Annotated in this window: 13 protein-coding genes; all 13 read left to right on the forward strand. The window is 64.2% G+C overall.

Features of this window, described 5'->3' with window-relative positions; translation table 11 throughout:
• Positions 1–3 precede the first annotated feature (3 nt).
• The 13 genes from ACVCNR_RS04820 (at position 4) to leuA (ending at position 19381) form a co-directional block, all read left to right on the forward strand.
• Complete coding sequence (locus ACVCNR_RS04820; RefSeq protein ID WP_447073982.1) at positions 4–1149, forward strand: hypothetical protein; 1146 nt, start codon at positions 4–6, stop codon at positions 1147–1149.
• A gap of 168 nt (positions 1150–1317) precedes the next feature.
• Entirely contained in the window at positions 1318–3231 is a 1914-nt protein-coding gene (locus ACVCNR_RS04825) for an AAA family ATPase (RefSeq protein ID WP_447073983.1), read from the forward strand.
• 90 nt (positions 3232–3321) lie between these two features.
• A complete protein-coding gene (locus ACVCNR_RS04830; RefSeq protein ID WP_447075639.1) occupies positions 3322–3735 on the forward strand; it encodes an endonuclease domain-containing protein in 414 nt (137 codons plus the stop codon).
• A 136-nt stretch (positions 3736–3871) separates the two neighbouring features.
• Entirely contained in the window at positions 3872–5170 is a 1299-nt protein-coding gene (locus tag ACVCNR_RS04835; RefSeq protein WP_354194260.1) for a DUF6638 family protein, read from the forward strand.
• A 131-nt stretch (positions 5171–5301) separates the two neighbouring features.
• On the forward strand, positions 5302–6345 hold the full coding sequence (locus ACVCNR_RS04840) for a cytochrome-c peroxidase (RefSeq protein ID WP_354194258.1): 1044 nt from the start codon (positions 5302–5304) through the stop codon (positions 6343–6345).
• Between the two features lie 324 nt (positions 6346–6669).
• Complete coding sequence (locus tag ACVCNR_RS04845; protein ID WP_354194256.1) at positions 6670–7803, forward strand: DUF2333 family protein; 1134 nt, start codon at positions 6670–6672, stop codon at positions 7801–7803.
• A 137-nt stretch (positions 7804–7940) separates the two neighbouring features.
• On the forward strand, positions 7941–9620 hold the full coding sequence (locus ACVCNR_RS04850; RefSeq protein ID WP_447073984.1) for a formate--tetrahydrofolate ligase: 1680 nt from the start codon (positions 7941–7943) through the stop codon (positions 9618–9620).
• Positions 9621–10092: 472 nt separating this feature from the next.
• On the forward strand, positions 10093–12273 hold the full coding sequence (locus ACVCNR_RS04855) for a TonB-dependent hemoglobin/transferrin/lactoferrin family receptor (RefSeq protein ID WP_447073985.1): 2181 nt from the start codon (positions 10093–10095) through the stop codon (positions 12271–12273).
• 282 nt (positions 12274–12555) lie between these two features.
• Positions 12556–14745, forward strand: a complete 2190-nt coding sequence (locus ACVCNR_RS04860; protein WP_354194250.1) for an anthranilate synthase — start codon at positions 12556–12558, stop codon at positions 14743–14745.
• 38 nt (positions 14746–14783) lie between these two features.
• Complete coding sequence (locus ACVCNR_RS04865) at positions 14784–15707, forward strand: cation diffusion facilitator family transporter (protein ID WP_447073986.1); 924 nt, start codon at positions 14784–14786, stop codon at positions 15705–15707.
• A 122-nt stretch (positions 15708–15829) separates the two neighbouring features.
• Positions 15830–16123 (forward strand): putative quinol monooxygenase, encoded by a 294-nt coding sequence (locus ACVCNR_RS04870; protein ID WP_354194246.1) that lies wholly within the window; start codon positions 15830–15832, stop codon positions 16121–16123.
• Positions 16124–16310: 187 nt separating this feature from the next.
• Positions 16311–17363, forward strand: a complete 1053-nt coding sequence (locus tag ACVCNR_RS04875) for an AbrB family protein (protein WP_447075641.1) — start codon at positions 16311–16313, stop codon at positions 17361–17363.
• A gap of 302 nt (positions 17364–17665) precedes the next feature.
• Complete coding sequence (gene leuA / locus ACVCNR_RS04880; protein ID WP_447073987.1) at positions 17666–19381, forward strand: 2-isopropylmalate synthase; 1716 nt, start codon at positions 17666–17668, stop codon at positions 19379–19381.
• Positions 19382–19396 lie beyond the last annotated feature (15 nt).

The raw sequence follows: 19396 nt of genomic DNA on the forward strand, positions 1-19396 counted from the left end.
TACATGAACGCCGAGACCGACGCCGCCGCACGCTATTTCTCCTCCATCGCGGCGGCGCTGAACGGGCTGGAGGTGTTCCTGCGCGATGATCGCTCGCCGCTCTACCGGCACGACATCATCGCTTCCGTGGTGGCCGAATATATCGCCCGGCTGGAAAAATCCTTTTCCTGCTGGCGCAACCGGCTGGGCTTCCAGGAGAGCTTCCGCATCTCCCGCGCCGAAAGCGGCTTTCCGGTGTTCCAGAACGTGCTGGAGCTAGAGAACGACCGCCGCCAGGCCGAGTCGCGCCTCGCCACCATCCCGCAGGCCAACGAGCTGCGGCAGGAGATGGCCGATTTCATCCTGCGCAACAAGGAATTCCCGGAAGCGTTGCAGCGCTCCATGGCCGAGCGCCTCTATCTGGAGGATGTGGAAAGCAAGGAGACCTTCGGGCCGTTCACGCTCGCCCAGACCGTCAAGGTCTCGGTCAACCCGAAATCCGGCCTGCCCTACTATCTCGTCCATTGGGCAAGCTTCGACGGCGCCGCCAACCTGCCGCTGGTCTACATGGCGACGGTGGAGGATTCCTCCGATCCGATGGTGCGGCAACTGGTCGACAAGAACCGCAAGCTGAACGGCAAGGTGGAAATCCCCCTGCCCGTCGACGGGTTGCTCAATCCCGAGCTGGCGCACCGGTTCGACGATTTCACCGAGCGCAACTCGGCCTATTCGCTGTCGCCGATCACCATCGCCAGCAATCTCGACAAGGATTTCGAGACGCTGCACCCCAAGCAGTTGCGCCGCGTCGTGCTGGGGCCGTTCTATTCGGCCGGCATCACCGAGAACAATTCGGTCGTCAACGAGGTGCTGGAGCGCGTGCGCAAGCCGGACAACGCCTGGCTGCTGACCTGGACGGTGCAGGAGGTGTTTTCCAAGGGCGAGAAGCCGGGCCGTCGCGGGCTGTTCTCCAGTTCCAAGACGACGCAGGAATTCCACATCGACACCGACGATCTCGAAGCCACGCGCCAGGGCGTGTCGGCCTACGAGAACCATGCGCTGGTGCCGCACGAGGCCTATCAGGCGCTCTACGCCGCCGGCGAGACGCAGAAAATCTTCGCGGGCTACAAGGTTCATATACTGTCCAACGGACAGGTGATCAGCGATGTCTAAAGCAATCTTGTCCAGCGTCGGCGCTGCCCCTCATCCGCCTGCCGGCACCTTCTCCCCGCAAGCGGGAAGAAGGAGGTTGTCCGCAACGCTGAAATCCCCCTCTCCCCGTTCACGGGGAGAGGGTAAGGGTGAGGGGCCATGCCTGCGCATCAAACGACGGGGAACGCTATGGACACCGGCCTGACCGCCATTCCCGAAGCAACCATCGAGAAGCACCGCGCCACGGCGCAGAGCTTCATCACCCGCATCGTGGTGCTGGAGGACCCGGCCCATGCCGGCGGCACGGCGCTGGCCGGCACCAACCGCCGCTTCGTCTCAACGGTCTCCACCGGCTCCGTGCGCCGCACGCGCGAGGTGGAGCTGGTCAAGACCGTCGGCGCGGTCCACCCCGACGACCAGTTGCTGTCCATTCCCCAGCACACGCTGCTCTATCGCGCGCGGCGCGGCATTGCCGTGGCGCTGGCCATCGCCGAGGTGTTCGCGCAGGGCTCCGACCTTGAGGGCCTGCAAGCCCAGAACGCCCGCTCGCCCTTGCAGGGCGACGATGCCGCGCGCTTCAAGAAGCTCTTGTCGTCCTCCGCCTACATCGCGGCGTTCAGCTTCGCCGCCTATCTCTACCAGTTGATCGACAGCGACGGCGAGGCCCCGAACGACATCGCCGAGCCCGATTTCCTGTTCGATTCGCCGCAGGATGCGGTGAAGTCGATCGTGGCCGGGCTCGACCGGGCGCTCACCGGCGCGAAGGACGACGCCGACCTGATGACGCGCGCCCGCTCTTTCGCCCGTGTCGCCATCGACGGGCTCCTGCAACGCAAGGGTCGGCTGGACGGCACGCTCGGGCCGTTCGAGAGCAGTCACATCCGCATCGATGCCGACGATTTCACCCTCGACGGTTTCGACGTGGCGCCCGGCAAGCGCGCCAAGCCGCTGGTCATGACCTTCAAGAAGCCGGAGGAAGTGGTCGGCAACCACATCGCCAAATACCAGTCGGTCAAGCTCGCCAAGATGCTGATGGCCTATGATTTCGACCGGGAACTGAACCCGTTCGTCGAACTGGGCGGCTTCCTGTTCACCTTCATCGGCGACGGCGCGCCCGGCACCGGCAAGACGACCCTGATCCAGATGATCGCCGGCCTCGTCAACGATTATTGCCAGATCGCCGGCTACCCATTCATCTACGAGAATTTCGGCGTCGACCAGATCTCCTCCTATCAGGGCAAGTCCGGCCAGAACTGCCGCCAGTTCATCAACAACGTGCTCAACCCGCGCGCCATCGGCTTCGGCACCATCGACGACATCGATCAGGTGGCGGCCAGGCGCTCCGACGACCGCGCCTCGGCCGGCCAGCAGGAAATCACCGGCGTGCTGATGGACGCCTTCGCGGGCGCGGCCACCGTCGTGCGCGGCAACTGCTCCTTCGGCATGTTCTCCAACTATCCCGAGAATGTCGACGACGCGCTGCGCCAGCGGGCCGGCGCGCGCTGGCTGGTGGACGGGCCGCAGACGCGCGCGGATTACATTGACATCTTCGTGCTACTCGCTGGAAAGAATCACAAAATCCCGCTGGGCGAGCATGAGCTTTACGCCGCGCAGGAAATCCAGCGCGCGGTGGCGGAAGCCTATGAGGGCCATGCCCGGCCGCAGGAAGACGGGCTAGCGCGGGTCTATGAGCGCTACCTGAAGGAGAACGGCGAGCCCAAGACGCTGGCCGACATCGGCGACTACCTGCATCGCATCAAGGAGGCGGAGCCCCGCTTCACCGGCCGCGCCATCAAGAACGTCACCGACGCGATCAAGATGCGCGCCATGGACATCGAACTGCCGGACGAGTGGTTCGAGAAGCCCGAGACCTTCATGCACAAGCCCTACGATGACAAGAAGGTCATGATCGAGGAGCTGCGCGGGCCGTTCTCGCTCGACATGGTAATGCAGGAGATCAACCGCTACGCCGATTCCGAATTCCGCTACGCCGACAAGTCCGATGACTCGGCGGTGGACAAGCTCCTGCGCGACGCCCGCCTGCGCGAACGCGCCGCCCGCGAGATGGAGGAACTGAAGAAGAAGGGGCTGTGGAATGCCTAGAGGAATTCCGCCAGCCGAAGAGTTTGCCAACGTCGAAGCCCCCCTCTCCCCGTTCTTCACGGGGAGAGGGTAAGGGTGAGGGGCATCGTCATGCGCGGCCCCAATGGCTTGCGAACCGAGCGCGCCCGCTCGCTGCGCAAGACCGATAATGACGCTGAACGCGCTTTGTGGTCCGATCTGAAGGGCCGCCGGCTTGCAGGCGCAAAATTCACCCGCCAGCTTCCCATCGGCCCGTATTTCGCCGACTTTGCCTGCCGGGAGAGCCATCTGGTGGTCGAAGTGGACGGCAGCCAGCACATCGGCAGCGAATACGACCGGCTGCGGGACAATTTCCTGGTCCATGAAGGATGGTCAGTGCTGCGGTTCTGGAACACCGATGCGCTTTTGCAACGAGACGCCGTGCTCGATACCATCCTCGCGGCGCTGGAGCGAAGGCTTGATCCGGTTGTTACCGCGAACCTGCGCTTCATCGCCGCTCCGAATTACCGGGAGACCGCATCGTGACAAGTAGCGTCGCCCCTCACCTGCATCTTCAACATGCCCCTCACCCTTACCCTCTCCCCGCATGCGGGGAGAGGGGTTCGTCCGCGTTGACACTCCTCTTTCTACGCGGGTGGGGAAAGACGAAGAGGCAAAGCTGATGCCCTCCCGCTTCCCCCTGCTGCGCGACAGCGCGCTGATCTACGGCCGCCTGCTGACGGTGGACGAGCCGCATCTGATCGAGCGCTACAACAAGGCGCTGAAGGCGTTCGGCCTGCCGCCCACCGACCTGCAATCCTTCGAGATCGACCGCACCGGCTTCTCGCCGCAGATCGCCGAGGAGCTGGGCGACCTGTCCTATCTCGACCCCAACGGCGTCAATCGGCGCTTCATCATCCTCACGCCGGCGCAGATCGACCTGCCCGTGGTTCACACCGCGTTTTCAAACACTTCGCAACTGATGTTCGAGTTCATGAGCCGCAACCAGCGGGCCATCAACGCGCTCACCATCAAGGACGTGATCTACGGCGAGATCGACGATTCGGTCTCCATGGTCGAGGACATCGAGGACCTGCTGTCGATCAACCAGGTGGAGTTCCGCGTGCTGTCGGCAGAGGACGTGCTCGGCAAGGCGGCGGAACTCGGCAAGCTGGTCGACCGGCTGAAGCAGGAGCCCGACGCCTGGCGCGACGACGACATGCTCAACCGCATGGTCGAGCTTGCCAAGGTGTGCGGCGACATCCGAGAGAACGCGCTGGTGCCCGACCAGGTGATCTTCCGCCACAACGCCTACTGGACCAGCCATTTCGGCGGCCTCTACGTGTTCATCGACCGGGATACGACCACGGTGATCTGCGATCCGTCCGCGCCGGGCTTCCGCCGTTCGCGGCCATGGCAGGTCAGCTATCTTTCGATCTTCGATGCCGACCGCGTGTTCCGCTTCCTTGCCGAGACCGGCCGCCTGGAACTGCCGCGTGCCTCCTGGATCGAATCTTCCGGCTATCTGGAACACCGGGCCGAAATGGTTGTGCGCGACCTGATCCGCAAGGCCGAGCCCGACCGCAACCTGTCGAACGTGGACAAGGTCTGGCTCCAGACCTGGATCCACAACAATGCCGAGCGCATCAACAAGGATGGCAATTTTCCTTTCCTCAACGCCGCCAAGCGCGAGATCAACCAACTCGGCCAGTTGCGCATTGACGAGGTGCCGCCGAACCAGCGCTTCCTCGTGGTGCGGGCAAGGCCCGGCCATCCCGACGCATGGCTCACCAACCGCCTGATCTCGGATTTCGTGCCCTCGGACTTCGTGTCGCGCTACGTCTTCAACAAGCAGGGCTTCTATGCCGATTATGAGGACTTCACCCAGAACTGGCGCGCCCACGTCGTTGACGTGCTGAAAACCGCATATCTCAAGGACAAGGCCGCCTTCCGCGCCCGCCTCTACGGCCTGACCGACTGATCCTTGAAGCGCGCCGAGGCGCTCAATCGCTCCATCTCCCCAATCCTTCCAGCCGGTTCTTGACCTGGATCAAGGCCCTGTGCCCGCAGCGGGCGACACTACCCGAAACACCAACCAGATGGAGAGAATCCATGTTGAGGGTATTGCTCACGGCCAGCCTCGCGGCCATGTCATCGGCGGCCTTCGCCGCCGATGACACCGCCTTGCGCGAGGAGGCGCTCGGCATTTTCGAGCCGTTGCCGAAAACCGCTCCGGAACTTCCGGGCAACAAGATCACGCCCGAGAAGATCGAGCTCGGCAAGATGCTGTTCTTCGATCCGCGCCTGTCGGCCTCGGGGGTCTTCTCCTGCTATTCCTGCCACAATCTGGCGACCGGCGGCGACGACAATCTCGAAACCTCGATCGGCCATGGCTGGCAGAAGGGGCCGCGCAACTCCCCCACCGTCTTCAACTCGGTGTTCAACATCGCCCAGTTCTGGGACGGCCGCGCCGAAGACCTGAAGGAGCAGGCCAAGGGCCCGATCCAGGCCAGCGTCGAAATGGCCAACACGCCCGACCAGGTGATCGCCACGCTGAATTCGATGCCGGGCTATGTCGACGGCTTCGGCAAGGCATTTCCCGACGACAGCGACAAGGTCAGCTTCGACAACCTGGCCAAGGCGATCGAAGCCTTTGAGACGACGCTGAACACGCCCGCCCCCTTCGATGCCTTCCTCGAGGGCGATGACGATGCCCTGACCTCCGACCAGAAGCTCGGCCTGGCCCTGTTCATGGACAAGGGCTGCGCCGCCTGCCACAGCGGCGTCAATGTCGGCGGCAACGGCTACTATCCGTTCGGCCTGATCGAAAAGCCGGGCGCCGAGATCCTGCCGGAAGGCGACAAGGGTCGCTTCGAAGTGACCCAGACCGTCGACGATTCCTATGTCTTCCGGGCTTCGCCGCTGCGCAACGTGGCGCTGACCGCACCCTATTTCCACACCGGCAAGGTGTGGAACCTGAAGACCGCGGTGCAGATCATGGCGGATTCGCAGCTCGGCGAGGAACTGACCGACACCGAGGCCGATCAGATCGTCGCCTTCCTGGAATCGCTGACCGGAACGCCGCCGGCGGTCACCGTGCCGGTGCTGCCTTCCGAGACCGGCACGACCCCGCGTCCGGACGGCAACATACGCTGAGCGTGCGCCGCCCGGTCACGGCCGGTCGATCACAGCGCTGGAGCGTCCTTCGCATATGCGGAACGACGCGCGGCGCTCCCGTGCCCACCGCTGTCCGCAACCGGTGCCGCGCGTCCGCGAGGGCGCGCGGCATCTGCATTCCGCTACCATGTTGTCGAGACTGCCAAAAACGCATATCTGTCCATATGCGGTACGCGTGATCGAGTGCGCCACAGGGGCTCCAGATGCTGGTTTTCTTACCGACGGTTGCGTCAAATCAGGAAGATGGGGCGCTTCCGCGGTTGTGGGACAAGCCGAACACTCCAGGGCAGAAAGTGACGCAGCATGCTTGATCCGATCGTGAACTTCATCACCCGGATTTTCCAGTGGATCGGCCGGGGCATCGGCTTTCTCGTCGGCATCGTCCTGTGGCCGTTCATGTGGGTCGGGCGCTGGTATGGCCAGCGTGGCCTGATCCTGAAGGCGGTTGTGGGCGCGATCCTGGCCATCATCGTGGTCATGTACGGCTACTTCTTCTACGTCACCCAGTTCTGGACCGGCTTCAACCCGGACTACCCGGCCTCCCTCGCCCAGGCGCGCGAGAGCACCGGGGCCGGCGACCCCGTCACGCCGGACGCCATTTCCGCCACCGTCGCCGGCGAACCCGAGCCGACCTGCAAGCCTTCCGCCATTGCCGGCACCTCCGCCGACCTGATCGACTTCAACGTCAACCAGAACGCCTGGATTTCCTCCATGGTGCTGTCCAAGCTCGGCCTGTTCGGCATCGAGTGGCGCAACACCCCTTTCTTCGACAACAAGGCGGCCTTCCAGCTCGGCATCAACCAGGTCATGCGCCGCACCACCACCGAGCTGGTCGACACGCTCGGCCGCGTGCGCGGCACCTCGCAGATCGACCAGAACCTGCAGAATGCCCGCACCAACCTGGCCTGGAGCGAGACCGCCTGGTACATCGGCTGGCGTGGCCCTACCCGCCCGACCCCCAGCGTCTACCGCGAGGCCATCACCAATCTGCGCAATTTCAACACCAGCCTCGAGAGGTGCCAGGCCACCTTCGACGCCCGCGCCGACAACCTGATGCAGTTCCTCGACCGCATCGCCGGCGACATCGGCTCGACTTCGGACATCCTGCGCCAGCGCATCGAGGTTTCCGACGCCGGCTGGTTCGACCTGCGCGCCGACGACCGCTTCTGGTTCGCCTACGGCCAGCTCTATGCCTATTACGGCATTCTCGTCGCCACCCGCTCGGACTTCGCCGCCATCATCGCGGAGCGCAACCTGACGGCGCTGTGGACGCGCATGGAAGGTCAGTTGCGCGCCTCGCTCAACGTGCAACCCTGGATCATCTCCAACGGCAACGAATCCAGCGCCTTCTTCCCCTCGCACCTGGCAACGATGGGCTTCAACCTGTTGCAGGTGCGCTCCAACATCGTCGAGCTGCGGTCCGTCCTCGACCGGTAACGCCGGCGGGGCGTCCGCGCCCTGTCGTTTTTTGTTTATTGCACGCCTGTTTTGGAACGGCGAAGCATGTTCCTGACGGGTTCTATCCATGCTCCGGGCAGCCGCCTGCGGTGACCAGTCGAAAACAGGAACGCACAATGGCCGAGATCAAGAGCGACATTCAGATTGCCCGCGCGGCACGCAAGCAGCCGATCCAGGAGGTTGGGGGCAAGATCGGGATTCCGTCGGAGCATTTGTTGCCCTACGGCCACGACAAGGCGAAGGTTTCGGCCGAGTTCATCAAGTCGGTGCAGGGCAAGGCGGACGGCAAGCTGGTCCTGGTCACCGCCATCAACCCGACGCCGGCCGGCGAGGGCAAGACGACGACGACGGTGGGGCTGGGCGACGGGCTCAACCGCATCGGCAAGAAGGCGATCATCTGCATCCGCGAGGCCTCGCTGGGCCCGAACTTCGGCATGAAGGGCGGGGCGGCCGGCGGCGGCTATGCGCAGGTGGTGCCGATGGACGACATGAACCTGCACTTCACCGGCGACTTCCACGCCATCACCTCGGCCCACAACCTTCTGTCGGCGCTGATCGACAACCACATCTACTGGGGCAACGAGCTGGGCATCGACACCCGCCGGGTGGCGTGGCGGCGGGTCATGGACATGAACGACCGGGCGCTGCGCCAGATCGTGGTGTCGCTGGGCGGCGTCGCCAACGGCTATCCGCGCGAGGCCGGCTTCGACATCACCGTGGCCTCCGAGGTCATGGCCATCCTGTGCCTGGCGCGCGACCTGCAGGACCTGGAGAAGCGGCTGGGCGACATCATCATCGCCTACCGCCGCGACAAGAGCCCGGTCTTCGCCCGCGACCTCAAGGCGCACCGGCCGATGGCGGTGCTGCTCAAGGACGCCATCCAGCCCAACCTGGTGCAGACGCTGGAGAACAACCCCGCCTTCGTGCATGGCGGCCCCTTCGCCAACATCGCCCATGGCTGCAACTCGGTGATGGCGACCTCGACGGCGCTGAAGCTCGCCGACTATGTGGTGACGGAGGCCGGCTTCGGCGCCGACCTCGGCGCGGAGAAGTTCTTCGACATCAAGTGCCGCAAGGCGGGGCTGAAGCCGGCCGCGGCGGTCATCGTGGCCACGGTGCGGGCGCTGAAGATGAACGGCGGGGTCAAGAAGGAGGACCTCGGCGCCGAGAACATCGAGGCGGTGAGGAAGGGCTGCGCCAACCTTGGCCGCCACATCGAGAACGTCAAGCAGTTCGGGGTGCCGGCCATCGTGGCGATCAACCACTTCCACACCGACACCGAGGCCGAGATCCAGGCGGTGAAGGACTATGTCGCCACCATGGGCGAGGAAGCGGTGCTGTGCCAGCACTGGGCCCGGGGCTCGGCCGGCATCGAGGAGCTGGCCCACAAGGTGGTGGCGCTGGCCGAATCCGGGCGCTCGCAGTTCGCCCCGCTCTATGGCGACGAGCTTGGCCTGTTCGACAAGATCGACACCATCGTCAAGCGCATCTATCGCGGCTCGGAGGCGATCGCCGACAAGTCCGTGCGCGACCAGCTCCACCAGTGGGAGAAGCAAGGCTACGGCAACCTGCCGGTGTGCATGGCCAAGACGCAGTATTCGTTCTCGACCGACCCGAACCTGCGCGGCGCGCCGAGCGGCCACACCGTGCCGGTGCGCGAGGTGCGGCTGTCGGCCGGCGCCGGCTTCGTCGTGGCCATCTGCGGCGAGATCATGACCATGCCCGGCCTGCCCTCCAAACCCTCCTCCGAAAACATCTACCTCAACGAAAACGGCGATATCGAAGGCCTCAGCTGAGGCTTTCTCCCCGCGTCGGCATCTTGCGAGTCAGGGCAACCGGCTTCGGATGAAGGCGGCACATCAGACTGGCCGCCGGCGTCGCCGGCGCGCCCAACACGGCAAAGCCCCGGCGCCTTTCCCGGCGCCGGGGCTTTTGTCATGCACCCGCAGGGGAAAGCCGGAACTGCTTTTCTTGCCGATGCGGCCATGCCGGTCCAGCCCGGCTGGTGTGTTAATTTTCCCACACATTCGGTTTTGCTAAATAGTTGATTCAAAGACTCACCTTTTAATTCTTGACTCAGGCAATCATGTTTTCTAAACGCCTGAAATAAGGTGGGAACGGTCGGGCCTACCCCATTCTGACGAAAATCGCGGTGCGCCAACGGTCGGCATGGCTTGCCTGTCGGCACCCTTTTTTGCGCCCTGAAACGGAGAAGGAACTGGCATGAAGGTCTGGCGCTCACCCTCGGCTTTGATGGCATGCACGGCCATGCTCTATGCCGCCGCCCCTGTCACCGCCCAGGAGAGCAGCGCCCAGGAGCCGACGGTCCTGCAAACCATCACCGTGAAGGGCAAGAAGCAGAAGGCCGGGGCTGCAACCGACAGCCCGCTGACCACGACGGTCAATGCAGCGGCCATAGAGGATAAGCAGGTCACCAGCATAGAAGACCTGGGGCGCAGCCTTGAACCCGGTGTCAATTTCAACCGCAACACCGGCGCGATCAATATCCGCGGCCTCGAAGGCAGCCGCGTGTTGACCACCATCGATGGAATTCCGGTTCCCTATCTCTACGATGTGACGCGCGGCGCCAGTGGCGGCGTCGACGCTTTCGATTTCTCCTCGCTGTCCGCCGTCGACATCATGCGCGGCGCGGATTCGAGCCGCGCAGGTGCAGGCGCCCTCGGTGGCGTCCTCGGCCTGTCCACGCTCGAGCCGGAAGACCTCATCAGCAACGGCCGCGATTGGGGCGGAGTGCTGAAAAGCACCTATGACAGCTCCGACGACAGCATTGCCGGCTCGGTAGCCGTGGCCAAGCGGTTTGGCGGCACATCCGTCCTGTTCCAGGGGGGATACAAGCAGGGTAACGAACGCGAAAACAATGGCACCGTCGAGGCTTATGGCCCGCTGAGGACGCTGCCCAACCCGTCCGACTACGACCAGCACAACCTCCTTTTCAAGCTTCGCCAGACGCTTGAGGGCGGCCACGTACTTGGCCTGACCGCAGAACGTTTCCGCAAGGATCGCGATACGGATGCCAGGACGAACCAGTCCCTGACCGGGAACTACCGGCCGGGCAACTACGATACTCACGAAGATTCCGCGCGCGACCGTATCTCGCTCGATTACTCCTATGACGGCAGTGCAGGCGTCTTGGATGGTGCCGTCGGCTCGCTCTACTGGATGAAGCAGGTCAGGAACAACGGCTATGCCGGCATAAGAACCACGACCGATCCGCTCGGCTTCATTTCCCGCGACAACGAGATGGATGAGGAGACCTTCGGGTTTATAGGTTCGGGGAGCAGGAGCTTCGACACGGGAGGCTTCAATCATCTGGTTTCGGCCGGCATTGACATCGCCTCCAGCACATCCGTGCAGTATTCATCCGGCGTGGACAACTGTCCGCCCTTCTATGGTCCCTTCCACCAGTGCAATTTCCTGCACACCAACCAGGCGGACACGCCGAAGGTGGACAGCAAGCGCTTCGGCTTCTTTATCGACGATGAAATCAGCATGGGCGACAGCCCCTTCTACGTGATGCCGGGCATCCGGTTCGACTGGCTCGAGCACTCGCCGAAGATGACGCCGGAGTTCGCGGACAATGCCACCGGCCCTGCACTGCCCCCGGGGTTCAGCGACGCCGGCGTGTCCCCCAAGCTCAGGCTGGGTTACAGGCCGCACGACAAGCTCGAATTCTTCGGCCAATGGGCGATGGCATTCCGCGCGCCGACAGCCGGCGAACTCTACAGCAGCTACGGCGGACCCGGCACCTATGTGCGCATCGGCAATCCCGACCTGGAAACCGAGACCAGCAACGGCTTTGAAATCGGCGCAAAACTCGGCGACCAGAATTTCGGCGGACGCGTCAATCTGTTCTACAACAAATACAAGAACTTCATCGAAGCCCGGAGCCTGACCGCCGATGAAGCCCTGGCGCTTGGATACGATCCGGCCAATTATCCATTCGGCATTACGGGCTCCATGAACATACCGAACGCCCGCATCTATGGCGCCGAGGCCTCGGTTCACAAGCGCTTCGACAACGGCTTCAGTGTCAGGGCCGGCCTTGCCTATGCCAGAGGCGACAACACCGATACCGGTGAATTCCTTCCTTCCGTGGCTCCGTTCAAGGGTGTCATAGGTCTCGCTTACGACACCGAAACCTGGGGGGTGGGTGTCGATTTCGTTGGCGCTGCGAAGGCGCGGGGCACCACCATCACCTCTGGCACCTCGACCACCTACTTTGCCACCCCCGGCTATGGAATCGTGGACTTGAGCGCGTGGTGGGAACCCGAGCAGCTCAATGGCCTGAAGATCAATGCCGGGATTTTCAACGTTTTCGACAAGACCTACTATGACTATTCGAGCGTCCGGACAGGCGGCACCCAGCCGTCCGAGTTCTACTCCGAGCCCGGCCGGTCCTTCAAAATCTCGCTGACGCAGAGGTTCTGAGCGGGCATCGACAAGCAAAGGCGGCCCCGGTGCCGCCTTTGCTTTTTTCCTCCCGCCGCTTTTCCCTCTCACCAAAATCGAAACCGCTTGCCGGCCCATGCGAAGGCCGCTATGGAAGTGCCATGAACATGCGTTCCTCGAACTCTGCGTGGTGGTGGGCCTGCTGACAGCGGCCTTCTGAGCGCGTGCGCGTGAAAATGATGGGTGGCCGCAGCGGATCTCCGGGCGGCCATTTTACGTTTCAGCCCCAGGTCCGTTGCCTGAAGACGAACGGAGACGGCAATGACGGTGGAAATTCTCGACAACGGGGCGGAGCGCTTCATCACGGCGGGGGGCGTCGCGATCACCCGCCAGCGCCACGACCAGCCCTATGCCGGGGCGATCGAGGCCTATATCGACCGTCTCAATTCGCGGCGCGGCGCGGTGTTCTCCTCCAACTACGAATATCCCGGCCGCTACACGCGCTGGGACACGGCCATCGTCGATCCGCCGCTGGTCATTTCCGCCCGTGGCCGCTCCATGCGCGTCGAGGCGCTCAATGCGCGCGGCAAGGCGCTTTTGCCGACGCTGCTTGCCACCGTATCGGAACTGGAGGACATCCGCGTCACCCAGGCGGACGACCGGCTGATCCTGCTCGAGGTGAACAAGCCGGACCGCATCTTCACCGAGGAGGAGCGCAGCCGCGCGCCCTCCGTGTTCAGCGTCCTGCGCGCCCTCACCGCCCTGTTCCGCACCGACGACGACAGCAATCTCGGCCTCTACGGGGCGTTCGGCTACGACCTCGCCTTCCAGTTCGACCCGGTCGAATACAGGCTGGAGCGTGCCGAAAGCCAGCGCGACCTGGTGCTGTTCCTGCCGGACGAGATCCTGGTCGTCGACCACTACCTGGCCAAGGCCTGGACCGACCGCTACGACTATGCCGGCAACGGCTTCTCGACCGAAGGCCTGCCCCGCGAAACCCCCGACGCGCCCTTCACGCCCTCCGACCGCATTCCGCCGCGGGGCGACCACCAGCCCGGCGAATATGCGGCGCTGGTGCGCAACGCCATGGCCAGCTTCAAGCGTGGCGACCTGTTCGAGGTGGTGCCCGGCCAGACCTTCTACGAGCGCTGCGAGACCGTGCCTTCCGACATCGCCCGCCGTCTCAAGACCACCAATCCCTCGCCCTATTCCTTCTTCATCAATCTGGGCGACGGCGAATATCTGATCGGCGCCTCGCCGGAAATGTTCGTCAGGGTCAGCGGCCGCCGCGTCGAGACCTGCCCGATCTCCGGCACCATCAAGCGCGGCGAGGATGCGATCTCCGATTCGGAACAGATCCTGAAGCTGCTCAACTCCAAGAAGGACGAGAGCGAGCTGACCATGTGCTCCGACGTCGACCGCAACGACAAGAGCCGGGTGTGCGAGCCGGGCTCGGTGCGGGTCATCGGCCGGCGCCAGATCGAGATGTATTCGCGCCTCATCCACACGGTCGACCATATCGAGGGCCGGTTGCGCGAGGGCATGGACGCCTTCGACGCCTTCCTCAGCCACGCCTGGGCCGTCACCGTCACCGGCGCGCCGAAATTGTGGGCCATGCGCTTTCTCGAGCAGAACGAGAAGAGCCCCCGCGCCTGGTATGGCGGGGCCATCGGCATGGTGCATTTCAACGGCGACCTCAATACCGGCTTGACCCTGCGCACCATCCGCATAAAGGACGGCATTGCCGAAGTGCGCGCCGGCGCCACGCTGCTGTTCGATTCCGTCCCCGAGGACGAGGAAGCCGAAACCGAATTGAAGGCATCCGCCATGCTCTCCGCCATCCGTGAAGCCAAGGCCGGCAACAGCGCCGCCGTCGAACGGGCGGCCGCCCGCGTCGGCGAAGGGCTGAACATCCTGCTGGTCGATCATGAAGACAGCTTCGTCCACACGCTGGCCAATTATTTCCGCCAGACCGGCGCCAGGGTGTCGACCGTGCGCACGCCGGTGGCCGACGCCGTGTTCGACGAACTGAAGCCGGACCTGGTCGTGCTCTCGCCCGGCCCCGGCACACCGAAGGACTTCGACTGCGCCGCCACCATCAGGAAGGCGCGCCAGCGCAAGCTGCCGATCTTCGGCGTCTGCCTCGGCCTGCAGGCGCTGGCCGAGGCCTATGGCGGGGAACTGCGCCAGCTTGCCGTTCCCATGCACGGCAAGCCCTCGCGCATCCGCGTGTCGAAGCCGGGCATCATCTTTTCCGGCCTGCCCAAAGAGGTGACCGTGGGGCGCTATCACTCGATCTTTGCCGATCCGGCCCGCCTGCCGCGGGAGTTCGAGGTCACCGCCACCAGCGAGGACGGCACCATCATGGCCTTCGAACATGCGAAGGAACCGGTCGCGGCCGTGCAATTCCACCCCGAATCGATCATGAGCCTGGGCGGCGACGCCGGCATGCGCATGATCGAGAACGTGGTGGTCCACCTGCCCCGAAAGGCAAGGGAAAAGGCGGCCTGAGGCCTCCACGCCGGTTCCCCGACATGGAGATGGAAAGAGTGCATCACGACAGGGACGCTTCAAAGCGCAGGGTGCGAACCCTCGCCTTCTGGTCGATCGCCGTCGCGCTCGGCGTCATGGGGCTGAAGTTTGTCGCATGGCGCATGACCGGTTCGGTCGCGCTCTATTCCGACGCGCTGGAATCCATCGTCAACGTCATCACCTCCGGCGCGGCACTTTGGGCCATCCACGTCAGCCACAAGCCGGCGGACAGCGACCATCCGTTCGGGCATCACAAGGCCGAGTATTTCTCGGCCGTGCTCGAAGGCGTGCTGATCGTGGTGGCCGCGCTGCTCATCATCGCGCAGGTGTGGGACACCATCCGCGCGCCGCAACCTATGGAACAGCCTTGGGAAGGCCTCGCCGTCAACGGCGTGGCGGCCGTCATCAACGGGGCCTGGGCGACAATCCTGATCCGCTCCGGCCGTTCCGCCAGGTCCCCGGCGCTGGTCGCCGACGGCCAGCATATCATGACCGACGTCGTGACCTCGGCCGGCGTCATCATCGGCCTGGTCGCCGCCGTGTTCACCGGCTGGCATGTGCTGGACCCGCTGCTGGCGCTGATCGTGGCGCTCAACATCCTCTACCAGGGCTGGAAGGTGATGGGCGAATCGCTGAACGGCCTGATGGACCGCAGCGTCGACATGGAAGAGCAGATGCGCATCCGCGACATCATCTCCGTCAACTCCAGGGGCGCGCTCGAGGTCCACGATCTCAAGACCCGCATCGCCGGGCGGGCGACCTTCATCGAATTCCACATGGTCGTGGATTCCGACATGCCGGTCGGTGAGGCGCATGTCATCTGCGACCGCATAGAGGACGCCCTGAAGGCGGACGACCCGTCCGTGCGCGTCACCATCCATGTCGAGCCCGACGACGAGGCGAAACTGCCCAAGGGCAGCGTTGCGGTCCCCTTCGCTTGAATCGCGATCTCAACCGGAACCCGTAGCGCCTTGTAAGGGTTATGCTTGCGCATTCGGTCAAGCTGCACGATCCTGCAAGCCGCAGGGCTTGGAACGAGACCGGACAGGCTGAGGAGGGTTCCATGTATGGGCTGATCGGTAAACTGCGCGCACTGCCCGGCAAGCGCGACCAGCTTCTTGAGTTGATCCTTCAGGCCACGGGCTCGATGCCCGGTTGCCTCAGCTACATCGTCGCGCGCGACCCCGCCGACACTTCGGCGCTGTGGGTGACGGAGGTGTGGACCGACGCCGAGAGCCACAAGGCCTCGCTGCAACTGCCGCATGTGCAGGAAACCATCGCCAAGGCCAGGCCGCTGGTTTCCGGCTTCGAGTTCCAGATCGAGACGGAGCCGGCGGGCGGCGTCGGGCTGCCTTGAGCCAAAAGAATCCTGCCCTGGAGGGGTTCGCTTCCCGGCTGATCGGCTTTATCAACGGCTGGCCGCCCCGAGTCCGGCGGCGCCACGTTTGGGCGCGGCCCGTCGCTGCGCCTGACAATCCCAGCGCGAAGCCTTGCCCGTGAACCAGACCATCGAACCGCCGCAAGCCGAAGCCGACAGTCCATGGATGAGCCGAGCGGCCCCGGCCCTGCAATGGTTCATCCTGCTTGCCGTTTCGGCTGCCCTGATCGGCACGCTCGAGCTTGCCGGCGTGCCCGCCGCACTGCTGATCGGGCCGATGCTGGGCGGCATCGCCATGGGCGTGAGCGGGGCGACAGCCCGCGTGCCCCTGCCCGCCTTCAGCGTTGGGCAGGGCATCATCGGCTGCCTGATCGCCAGTTCCGTGTCGGCCGACATCTTCCCCCTGCTCTATGTGCACTGGCCGCCGATCATGGGCGCGGTCCTGGCCACGCTCGCCGCATCCAGCTTCCTGGGCTGGCTGATCAGCCGCTGGCGCATCCTGCCCGGCACCACGGCACTGTGGGGCTCCACGCCCGGAGCCGCGGCCGCCATGGTGCTCATGGCCGGTGCCTTCGGCGCCGACCAGCGGCTGGTGGCCGTCATGCAATATCTGCGCGTCATCATCATCTCGGTCTCGGCCTCGCTGGTGGCGAGCCTGTGGGTGGACACCACCCAGATGAGCCGGCCCGACATCGTCTGGTTCCCGGTGCCCGACGCCCTCGGGCTCACCGCGACGCTCGGAGTGGCCATACTGGGCTCACAGCTCGGCAGGCTGCTGCGCCTGCCTTCACCCTTCTTCCTCGGGTCGATGATCCTCGGCATGCTGCTGCATCTCGGCATCGGGCTGGACTTCGACCTGCCGCAATGGCTGCTCGGCATGAGCTATGCCCTGATCGGCTGGCATATCGGCCTCGGCTTCACCCGGCCGGTGCTGCACCATGCCATGCGCGCCCTGCCCCAGATGATCGGCTCGATCGCCGCCTTGCTGATCTTCTGCGGCGCCCTCGGCTGGCTGATGAGCCGGACATTGGGCATCGATCCGATGACCGCTTATCTGGCCACCAGCCCCGGGGCCATGGAGACCATCGCCATCATCGCGGCGGCCACCCACAATGTCGACATGTCCTTCGTCATGGCCCTGCAAACGGCGCGTTTCCTGCTCGTCCTCCTCGTCGGGCCGCCGCTGGCGCGCTTCTTCGCCCGCACCGTGGCCGCGTAAATGGCTTGCCTCGGGCAGGCGGCTCCTGTAAGAGAGCGCACATGAACAGGCGCTCCGCATCCGCTTCCAACCGTCCGACCGGCATTTCCGGCGAGACGTTGCGCGCGCTTGCCTCTACCCTCCTTCTTCTCGGCCTTATCGGCGATCGCCGGGCTCGCTGAAGGAGCACCCGGCGGTCGATACAGCCGTCCGGCAAGATGCTCCTTGGCAAACCTACATTCGACGACTCAATTTTTTTGGTAAGGCACCCCTGACCCGATGGCAGCCGCGAGGCAGGCAGTGGGAGCCGGGAGAAGACGACGATGAACGCACGACAAGACATTCGCGCAACCTCGGCCCGCAAAGGCATGCCCGAGGCGGCACGCAAATATCAGCCCTTTGCAATCCCCAGCCTCGCCGACCGCACATGGCCGTCCAGGCGCATAGAAAAGGCGCCGGTATGGTGCTCGGTCGACCTGCGCGACGGCAACCAGGCGCTGATCGACCCGATGGGACACGACCGCAAGGCGCGCATGTTCCAGTTGCTGCTGGACATGGGCTTCCCGGAGATCGAGATCGGCTTTCCCTCCGCCTCGCAGACGGATTTCGACTTCTGCCGCTGGGCCATCGAGGAAGGCAACGTGCCCGATGACGTCGATCTGCAGGTGCTGGTGCAGTGCCGGCCCGAGCTGATCGCCCGCACCTTCGAGGCGCTGGAAGGCGCCAGGACGCCGATCATCCATTTCTACAACTCGACCAGCGAATTGCAGCGCCGCGTCGTGTTCGCCAAGGATGTCGCCGGCATCAAGCAGATCGCCACCGACGCGGCGAAGATGATCATGGACATGGCCGCCAAGGCGGGCGGCGGCTACCGCTTCCAGTATTCGCCGGAGAGCTTCACCGGCACCGAACTCGAAGTGGCGCTGGAAATCTGCAACGCCGTGATCGAGATCGTCGATCCGACCCCGGACAACAGGCTGATCATCAACCTGCCGTCGACGGTGGAGATGAACACGCCCAACATCTATGCCGACCAGATCGAATGGATGTGCCGCAATCTCGACCGCCGCGACAGCCTGATCGTCTCGCTGCATCCCCACAACGACCGCGGCACCGGAATCGCGGCCACAGAACTCGGCCTGATGGCCGGCGCCGACCGCGTCGAGGGCACCCTGTTCGGCAATGGCGAGCGCACCGGCAATGTCGACATCGTGACACTGGCGCTCAACATGTACACGCAGGGCGTCGACCCCGAGCTGGACTGCACCGACATCAACCGGATGAAGGACGTCTACGAATATTCGAACCAGCTGAAGATTCCCGAGCGCCACCCCTATGTCGGCGAACTGGTCTACACCGCCTTTTCCGGCTCGCACCAGGATGCCATCAACAAGGGCATGAAGGCGCTCAAGACGGCCAATTCGCCGGTCTGGGAAGTGCCCTATCTGCTCATCGATCCGCAGGATGTCGGCCGCTCCTACGAGGCCATCATCCGCATCAACTCGCAGTCGGGCAAGGGCGGCATCGCCTACATCATGCAGACCGACTACGGCATCAACATGCCGCGCAACCTCCAGGTGGAATTCCGCAACGTGATCCAGGAGATCACCGACAACGAAGGCAAGGAACTGCCCTCGAAGCGCATCCATGAGGAGTTCCGCAAGCTCTATGTCGAGCAGCCCGAAGGCCGCTTCAAGTTCGTCGACCACCACACCTACCCCGACACGGAGGTGAAGGGCCGGCGCATCCTCGAGGCCACCATCGTGGACAACGGCAAGGAGACCAAGATCGAGGGCATCGGCACGGGCCCGATCGACGGCTTCGTCGATGCGCTCTCGCGCCATATCGGCGTGCCGATGACGGTGCTCGACTATTCCGAGCATTCGCTGCAACGCGGCTCCAACGCCTCGGCCATCTCCTACGTCGAGATGGAGCATCCGGGCGGGCGCCTGTTCGGCGTCGGCATCAACACCAACATCGTCGGTGCCTCGCTCGAAGCGGTGGTTTCCGCCGCAAACCGCATCATAGCCGGTAAGTAATCGTTAACCCTGGGC

The organism is Aquamicrobium terrae (genome assembly GCF_052978165.1).

Excerpts from the sequence above, each read along its gene's own strand:
- ACVCNR_RS04855 (WP_447073985.1), top strand. The coding sequence starts at position 10,093 with ATGCTCTATGCCGCCGCCCCTGTCACCGCCCAGGAGAGCAGCGCCCAG.
- ACVCNR_RS04875 (WP_447075641.1), top strand. The coding sequence starts at position 16,311 with ATGAGCCGAGCGGCCCCGGCCCTGCAATGGTTCATCCTGCTTGCCGTT.
- ACVCNR_RS04825 (WP_447073983.1), top strand. The coding sequence starts at position 1,318 with ATGGACACCGGCCTGACCGCCATTCCCGAAGCAACCATCGAGAAGCAC.
- ACVCNR_RS04830 (WP_447075639.1), top strand. The coding sequence starts at position 3,322 with ATGCGCGGCCCCAATGGCTTGCGAACCGAGCGCGCCCGCTCGCTGCGC.
- ACVCNR_RS04820 (WP_447073982.1), top strand. The coding sequence starts at position 4 with ATGAACGCCGAGACCGACGCCGCCGCACGCTATTTCTCCTCCATCGCG.
- ACVCNR_RS04840 (WP_354194258.1), top strand. The coding sequence starts at position 5,302 with ATGTTGAGGGTATTGCTCACGGCCAGCCTCGCGGCCATGTCATCGGCG.
- ACVCNR_RS04860 (WP_354194250.1), top strand. The coding sequence starts at position 12,556 with ATGACGGTGGAAATTCTCGACAACGGGGCGGAGCGCTTCATCACGGCG.
- ACVCNR_RS04835 (WP_354194260.1), top strand. The coding sequence starts at position 3,872 with ATGCCCTCCCGCTTCCCCCTGCTGCGCGACAGCGCGCTGATCTACGGC.
- ACVCNR_RS04845 (WP_354194256.1), top strand. The coding sequence starts at position 6,670 with ATGCTTGATCCGATCGTGAACTTCATCACCCGGATTTTCCAGTGGATC.
- ACVCNR_RS04850 (WP_447073984.1), top strand. The coding sequence starts at position 7,941 with ATGGCCGAGATCAAGAGCGACATTCAGATTGCCCGCGCGGCACGCAAG.
- ACVCNR_RS04870 (WP_354194246.1), top strand. The coding sequence starts at position 15,830 with ATGTATGGGCTGATCGGTAAACTGCGCGCACTGCCCGGCAAGCGCGAC.
- leuA (WP_447073987.1), top strand. The coding sequence starts at position 17,666 with ATGAACGCACGACAAGACATTCGCGCAACCTCGGCCCGCAAAGGCATG.